Here is a 7,033-nt window from a genome sequence, read left to right on the forward strand (position 1 = left end):
TCTCGATCAATGGCGCCAGCGTCGCCGCGCGATAGGAGCTTGACCATGTCGGACATCGTTCTCAAGACCGAAAACCTGACCAAGCGCTATGGCGGCGTGCATGCTCTCGAAGGCGCGAACTTCGAACTGCGCAAGGGCGAGCATGTCGCCATCATGGGCGACAACGGCGCCGGCAAGTCGACCTTCGTGCGCCAGATCACCGGCGTCGAGCAGCGAACCGACGGCAAGGTCTGGTTCGACGGCAAGGAAGTGAACTTCGCCGGGCCGATCGAGGCGCGCGAGGCCGGCATCGAGACCGTGTTCCAGAACCTCGCGCTCGCCGACGATCTCGACGTGCCGTCCAACCTCTTCCTCGGCCGCGAGAAGGTGTTGTTCAATCTCGGCCCCTTCTCGATCCTCGACCGCAAATTCATGCGCAAGGCGACCGAGGCGGCATTGGTCCGCACCGCGGTGAAGATCCCGAACCTCTCGAGCACCATCCGCCACATGTCGGGCGGCCAGCGCCAGTGCGTGGCGATCGCCCGCACCGCGACCTTCGCGTCCAAGCTGATCATCATGGACGAGCCGACGGCGGCCCTTGGCGTGCAGGAGACGGCGCAGGTCGAAAACATCATCCGCACGCTGAAGGAGAATGGCGAACCGCTGATCCTGATCAGCCACAACATGCGCCAGGTGTTCGACCTGGTCGACCGCATCGTCGTCTTCCGGCGCGGCAAGATCGTCGCCAATTTGCGCAAGCAGGACACCGACGGCAACGACATCGTCGCCTACATCACCGGCGCCAAGACCGGGCAGGCGGAGCTCCAGGCGGCCTGACGGGCGTCACGACGGGACCAACCAGATCGTCCGCGCCTAGAGGCGCGGACATGTTTTAGAACCACCTCAAAGGACAATTCATGACTATCCGCTTCGCTCTTCTCGGCGCCGGCCGCATCGGCAAGGTCCATGCCCGCGCCGTCGGCTCCAATCCCGACGCAAAACTGGTTGCCGTTGCCGATGCTTTCGAGAAGGCGGCGAGCGATCTGGCCTCGGCCTATGGCGCCGAAGTGCGCAGCATCGAGGCCATCGAGAAGGCCAAGGACATCGACGCCGTCATCATCTGCACGCCCACCGACACCCATGCCGACCTCATCGAGCGCTTTGCCAAGGCCGGCAAGGCGATCTTCTGCGAGAAGCCGATCGACCTCGACTTCAAGCGCGTGGAAAAATGCCTGGCCGTGGTCGAGAAGGCCGGCGCCACGCTGATGGTAGGCTTCAACCGCCGCTTCGACCCGCATTTCGCCGCCGTGCGCAAGGCGATCGATGACGGCGCCATTGGCGCGGTCGAGATGGTCACCATCACCTCGCGCGATCCGGGCGCGCCGCCGCTCGAGTACATCGCCCGCTCGGGCGGCATCTTCCGCGATATGACCATCCACGATTTCGACATGGCGCGCTTCCTGCTCGGCGAGGAGCCGGTGGCGGTCAGCGCCCATGCCTCGGTGCTGGTCGACAAGAAGATCGGCGAGGCCGGCGATTTCGACTCGGTCAGCGTCATCCTGGAAACCGCGTCGGGCAAGCAGGCCGTCATCTCCAACTCGCGCCGCGCCACCTATGGCTACGACCAGCGCATCGAGGTGCACGGCTCGAAGGGCATGGTCGCCGCCGAGAACCAGCGGCCGGTGTCGATCGAGCTTGCCAACGACAAGGGCTACACCCGCCCGCCGCTGCACGACTTCTTCATGACCCGCTACCTCGACGCCTACGCCAACGAGATCGCCGCCTTCATCGGCGCGGCAACCAAGGGCAAGAAGGCGGCGCCAAGCGGAACGGACGGCCTTGTGGCGCTGAAGCTTGCGGACGCCGCGCTGAAGTCGGCGAAGACCGGCAAGACTGTTCGCGTCGACTGAGCTTTTTGAATTCGAACACAGGAGAACAGCGATGAGCGGTTTGGCCGGTCGCAATTCGGAAACGCGCGCCATCGTCACCGGCGGCGCGCAAGGTATCGGCTTCGCCGTCGCCGAGGCGCTGGCCGACGAGGGCTGCCGCGCGCTGGCGCTGGTCGGCCGCTCGCAGGAGAAGGGCGACAAGGCCGTCGCGGCGCTGAAGAACGGCGGCGTCGACGCCATCTTCATCAGCGCCGACGTCGCCAGGGTCGCCGACTGCAAGCGCGCTGTCGACACGGCGATCGCGCATTTCGGCACGCTGAACGCGCTGGTCAACGCCGCCGCCACCTCGGCGCGCGGCTCGCTTATCGAAACGACAGAGGACGTCTTCGACCAGATTTTCGACACCAATGTACGCGGCCCCTTCTTCCTGATGCAGGGCCTGGTCGCGCATCTTCTGGCGCGTAAGGCGCCGGGCTCGATCGTCAACGTGCTGTCGATGTCGGCGCATGCCGGACAGTCCTTCCTGACGCCCTATTCGACCAGCAAGGGCGCGCTGATGACGCTGACCAAGAATGTCGCCAGCTCCTATCGGAGGGACCGCATCCGCTGCAACGCCGTGCTGCCCGGCTGGATGGACACAGAGGGCGAGGCGATCGTGCAGAAGAAGTGGCACGACGCGCCGGACGACTGGCTGGAAAAGGCCGAGGCCGCGCAGCCGATGGGCCAATTGGTCAAGCCCGCGCAGCTTGCCCGGCTGATCACCTACATGCTGAGCCCGCAGGCCGGCGTCATGACCGGCTCGCTGGTCGACTATGACCAGAACGTCGCCGGCGTGATCGGCGAGTAAGGGCCGGCGCTGCGGCCAGCCCTTTCGTCACTATACGGGGAGAAATGCCCGGCAGGGCAATGAGGGGCAGCGCCGACTTTGACAGCTATGGGTCCAAACTCAGGTTGAAGGCCGATATCTCCGCCTGGCCTTGTCTTTCTGCCGTAGGCGCCGCCCCTCACCTGCCTTCCGGCATCCTCTCTCCGTATAGCGACGGGGAGAGGGGCGCCGTCATCAACGGTTTCGCCAATTGGCCCGCTACAACACGACACGTGACAAACGCTTCGGCTTCGACTATATGAGCCGCATGATCCACCTGACCGCCTCGTTTTGGTACTTTAGCTACGGTAGCTCGCTGGCGGCGGGAGGATTGCGCCCGATCTGAAGATTGCAGCAAAACAGTCCGACAAGCCGCCAGACCTGGCGGCTTTTTTGTTTCAGCCGGCAGGTCTCCTAACCAGGAGCAGAAAGCCGTGTTGACCACCACAGACGACCTTCGGGTCACCGACCTCAAGGAACTGAGCACGCCGGAAGAGGTGATGCGCGAGATACCGCGCACGCTGACGGCGACGCGCACCGTTACCGCGTCGCGCAACGCCATCCATTCGATCCTGACGGGTGCCGACGACCGGCTTTTGGTCATCGTCGGCCCCTGTTCGATCCACGATCCGGTCGCCGCGATGGACTACGCCGGCCGTCTGGCGGCGCTGCGCGAAGCCCTTGCCGACCGGCTCGAGATCGTCATGCGCGTCTATTTCGAGAAGCCGCGCACCACGGTCGGTTGGAAGGGTCTGATCAACGATCCCGACCTCGACGGCAGCTTCAACATCGACAAGGGGTTGCGTATGGCGCGCAACGTGCTCGCCGCCGTCAACAATCTCGGCCTGCCGGCGGCGACCGAGTTCCTCGATATGACCACGCCGCAATACATCGCCGACCTCGTCGCCTGGGGCGCCATCGGCGCGCGCACAACCGAAAGCCAGATCCATCGCGAGCTGGCGTCGGGCCTCTCCTGCCCGGTCGGCTTCAAGAACGGCACCGACGGTAATCTTCGGATCGCCGCTGAGGCGGTGAAATCGGCCGCTCAGCCGCATCATTTCATGGCGGTGACCAAGGGCGGGCGGAGCGCGATCGCGGCGACCACCGGCAACGAGGACTGCCACGTCATCCTGCGCGGCGGGATCCAGCCCAACTACGACGCGGTGAGCGTCGCCGCGTCCGCTGCGGAACTCGGACGCATCGGGGTCGCGCCGCGTCTGATGATCGATGTCAGCCACGCCAACTCGAGCAAGAGGCCGGAGAACCAGCCCAAGGTGGCGGCCGACGTGGCCGGCCAGGTGGCGGCCGGCGACGAGCGCATCATCGGCGTCATGATCGAGAGCAACCTCGTCACCGGCCGCCAGGACGTGGTGCCCGGCAAGCCGCTCACCTACGGCCAGAGCATCACCGATGGCTGCATCGACTGGGCGACCACCGAGACGGTGCTGCACGGGCTTGCCGGCGCGGTCGAATGGCGCCGGTCCGTGAAACGCGAAATGCTGGCGACCCGGCAGGGCGCGGCCTGACTTCCTACTCCCCCTCTGGGAGAAGGTGGATCGGACGCGCAGCGCCGAGACAGATGGGGGATGCTGGAAGGAACTCGGCGTGGACCCTTGAGGCTCACGCCGAGTTCAATCCCTCCCAGGCGGTGAACACCGAGACCGCGAACAGCAGCAGCCCCGCCGCCCGACCGGCAAGGACGGTCGCCTGCGGGTTGGCGACCAGCAGCTCACGGCTGCGGCCGGCGGTAACCGCGAGCCCGCCATAGATGGCGGCCTGCGTGGCGATCGTCATCAGCCCCATGACGGTCGCCTGCATCCAGATCGGGCCGTAATCCGGCTTCAGGAACTGCGGATAGACGGCGAGGATGAAGAGGTAGGCCTTCGGATTGATCAGGCAGGTCATCAGCCCCTGGCGAAACGCCTTCCAGGCGGAACGGCTGCCGGAAGGCCCGTCCTGGCCGATGGTGATGGAGCTGCGCATCAGCGTGATGCCGATATAGGCCATGTAGGCGGCGCCGGCGACCAGCAGCGGCGTGAACAGGATCGGTACGAAATGCATGAGCAGGCCGACGCCGATCGCGCCGTTCAGCGTGTGCACAATGCCGCCCAGCATGATGCCGCCGGTCGCGGCAAGGCCTCTGTTGCTGCCGCCGGTCAGCGCATTGGCCAGCACGAACAGCATGTCCATGCCAGGCACGGCGATGATCCCGAACAGCAGGATGAAGAAGAGCCAGAGATTTTCCGCATAGCCCATGTCAGTTGCCTGTCGCCGCGCCCCGCAAGGCGCCAATGAATCTATTGATTTTCAAGCCGGTAAGCGGCCCTATAGGTCATCGCAACTGACGGGGATGTGTCAGTTGCGTTCGGAGCTGGTAAGGAAATGCGCAAGGCCTCGCGCCTGTTCGAGATCATCCAGATCCTGCGGCTGGCCAGGCAGCCGGTGACGGCGGCCATGATTGCCGAACAGCTGGAAGTGACAGTGCGCTCGATCTATCGCGATATCGCGGCACTTCAGGCGATGCGCGTTCCGATCGAGGGCGGGCGCGGCATTGGCTACGTCCTACGTCCGGGCTTCGACCTGCCGCCACTGATGTTCTCGATCGAGGAGATGGAGGCGATCGTGCTGTCGCTGGCCCTGCTCGAGCGCACCGGCGACGACGAGCTCAAGCAGGCCGCAAAGCGCGTAAGCGCCAAGATCGCCGGCGCGGTGCCGCCGCCCTTGCGCCAGACGCTCGACGCCAATGCTCTGCACGCCTGGGGTTTTGCAGCGCCTTCGGCTTCGGCGGTCGATCTTGCCTTGGTGCGCCGTGCCATTCGCGACGAGGAGAAGCTCGACCTTTCATATCGCGATGAAGCGGGCCGCAACACGAAGCGCATCATCCGGCCTGTCGCGCTCATCTACTACGCCGAGACCGCCAACATCGTCGCCTGGTGCGAGTTGCGCCAGGCCATCCGCAACTTCCGCAGCGACCGCATCGAGGACTGCCGGCTGGCGGGCCTATGGTTCAAGGGCGAAGGCGACCGGCTGCGGCAGGTCTGGGTGGACGGCTGGGAGATCAACGCATCGGCTGCGAGCGCCTGAGAGGGATCTCAAGATACGTACCGCGGAAATTCCGACCTGTCGCGTTGTGCTTACCTTGGTATCTCGGAACCCTCGGAGATTGGCCGAAACGCCCATCAGGTCGTCATCCTATGGCGGAGCAAGGAGCGAAGCGACGCGGCGCAGACCATGGGATCCATGCCGTGACGTTGAAGCGTTGCGAAGGTGCAGAATTCTGCGCCGCTGCATCCTTCGGCCGAGGTAACGGCATGGATCCTTGGGTCTTCACTCCGCTTCGCGTCGCTACGCCCAAGGATGACGAAGTCGGAAAGCTGCGTCCAATCGCAAACGTTTGCGACGGTTCGCGGGAAAGCCGGCAACCTTTCTTCGCGTCGGCGAACGACGTGAAATTACCGCACGTCCACCCAGCGCTGTTCCTGGAACGAGCGCGCCATCGCATGCACGGTGCGCTCGATCTCCAGCCCCTCGTCGAAGTCGATGATCCTCGCCGGCTTGCCGGCAAGCCGCAGCAGGAGCTCGCGGCATTCGATGATCTTGAGGTCATTGAAGCCGAGGCCGTGGCCCGGCGCCGGCACGAAGGCGTCGTAAGGCTTGTGGTGCGGCGCCACCAGGATCGTGCGGTAGCCCTGCTCGGTCGGCCTGTCGGCCGTCAGGTAGAGCTGGAACTCATTGAACCTCTCCTGGTCGTAGAGGATCGAGCCCTTCGAGCCGAAGATCTGGATGGCGATGCGGCCCTTGCGGCCCCAGGCCGAGCGGTTGACCAGCAGCGTGCCGGCTATGCCGTTCTCGAGATGCATCAGCACGCTGGCGATGTCGTAGGTCTCGACCGCGCGGCGCCCCCCGGATGCGACCTTGCGGTCGGCATAAGGCTTGGCCATGTCGCACATGACGCGGCCGACGCGGCCGAACAGCACCTTGATCAGCGACAGCGGATGCACGGCGAAATCGTCGAGCGCGCCGTAGCCCGACGCCGCCTCGTGCTTCCAGAAGAACGCCGCCTCGGGGTCGGCCATGAAGTCCTCGTCCATCTCGATGCGTAGATGGTTGACCTCGCCGATGATCTTCTCCTCGAGCAGCGCGCCGATATGGCGGATGGCAGGGTTCTGGATGTAGTTGTAGCCGAGCGCCGCCACCTTGCCGGATTTCCCGGCCGCCTCTGCCATCGCCTCGGCTTCCGTGAAGCCTGGCGCCATCGGCTTCTCGCACCAGAGATGCTTGCCGGCTTCGAGGATGGCGA

At 65.0% G+C, this 7,033-nt stretch carries 8 protein-coding genes; 6 read left to right on the forward strand and 2 right to left on the reverse strand.

Going from position 1 to position 7,033, the window contains the following annotated elements; translation table 11 throughout:
* The first annotated feature begins 45 nt into the window (after window positions 1–45).
* The 5 genes from EN742_RS18260 to EN742_RS18280 all read left to right on the forward strand — a co-directional run bounded on the left by EN742_RS18260 (window position 46) and on the right by EN742_RS18280 (window position 4,259).
* The gene (locus EN742_RS18260) at window positions 46–816 is read left to right on the forward strand and encodes an ATP-binding cassette domain-containing protein (protein ID WP_126057088.1); all 771 of its coding nucleotides are present in this window, start codon (window positions 46–48) and stop codon (window positions 814–816) included.
* Window positions 817–896: 80 nt separating this feature from the next.
* On the forward strand, window positions 897–1,889 hold the full coding sequence (gene iolG / locus EN742_RS18265; RefSeq protein ID WP_126057087.1) for an inositol 2-dehydrogenase: 993 nt from the start codon (window positions 897–899) through the stop codon (window positions 1,887–1,889).
* Window positions 1,890–1,920: 31 nt separating this feature from the next.
* Window positions 1,921–2,715, forward strand: coding sequence for an SDR family oxidoreductase (locus EN742_RS18270; RefSeq protein WP_127404902.1), 795 nt, complete (start codon window positions 1,921–1,923; stop codon window positions 2,713–2,715).
* A gap of 229 nt (window positions 2,716–2,944) precedes the next feature.
* Window positions 2,945–3,079: a hypothetical protein gene (locus EN742_RS40030; RefSeq protein ID WP_281034974.1), complete on the forward strand. Its 135-nt coding sequence runs from the start codon at window positions 2,945–2,947 to the stop codon at window positions 3,077–3,079.
* Window positions 3,080–3,167: 88 nt separating this feature from the next.
* A complete protein-coding gene (locus tag EN742_RS18280) occupies window positions 3,168–4,259 on the forward strand; it encodes a 3-deoxy-7-phosphoheptulonate synthase (RefSeq protein ID WP_128333110.1) in 1,092 nt (363 codons plus the stop codon).
* 94 nt (window positions 4,260–4,353) lie between these two features.
* Here EN742_RS18280 and EN742_RS18285 read toward each other — a convergent pair whose 3' ends face one another.
* Complete coding sequence (locus EN742_RS18285; RefSeq protein ID WP_127404899.1) at window positions 4,354–4,989, reverse strand: LysE family translocator; 636 nt, start codon at window positions 4,987–4,989, stop codon at window positions 4,354–4,356.
* A gap of 126 nt (window positions 4,990–5,115) precedes the next feature.
* Between EN742_RS18285 and EN742_RS18290 the strand changes: the two genes are divergently transcribed.
* A complete protein-coding gene (locus EN742_RS18290) occupies window positions 5,116–5,817 on the forward strand; it encodes a YafY family protein (RefSeq protein WP_127404898.1) in 702 nt (233 codons plus the stop codon).
* A gap of 368 nt (window positions 5,818–6,185) precedes the next feature.
* Here the strand turns inward: EN742_RS18290 and EN742_RS18295 are convergent.
* A partial coding sequence (locus EN742_RS18295) for a Gfo/Idh/MocA family oxidoreductase (RefSeq protein ID WP_148670141.1) occupies window positions 6,186–7,033 on the reverse strand: 848 nt, incomplete at its 5' end.

Source organism: Mesorhizobium sp. M4A.F.Ca.ET.020.02.1.1 (assembly GCF_004022645.1).
Lineage (GTDB): Bacteria > Pseudomonadota > Alphaproteobacteria > Rhizobiales > Rhizobiaceae > Mesorhizobium.

Excerpts from the sequence above, each read along its gene's own strand:
- EN742_RS18285 (WP_127404899.1), bottom strand. The coding sequence starts at position 4,989 with ATGGGCTATGCGGAAAATCTCTGGCTCTTCTTCATCCTGCTGTTCGGG.
- EN742_RS18290 (WP_127404898.1), top strand. The coding sequence starts at position 5,116 with ATGCGCAAGGCCTCGCGCCTGTTCGAGATCATCCAGATCCTGCGGCTG.
- iolG (WP_126057087.1), top strand. The coding sequence starts at position 897 with ATGACTATCCGCTTCGCTCTTCTCGGCGCCGGCCGCATCGGCAAGGTC.
- EN742_RS18270 (WP_127404902.1), top strand. The coding sequence starts at position 1,921 with ATGAGCGGTTTGGCCGGTCGCAATTCGGAAACGCGCGCCATCGTCACC.
- EN742_RS18260 (WP_126057088.1), top strand. The coding sequence starts at position 46 with ATGTCGGACATCGTTCTCAAGACCGAAAACCTGACCAAGCGCTATGGC.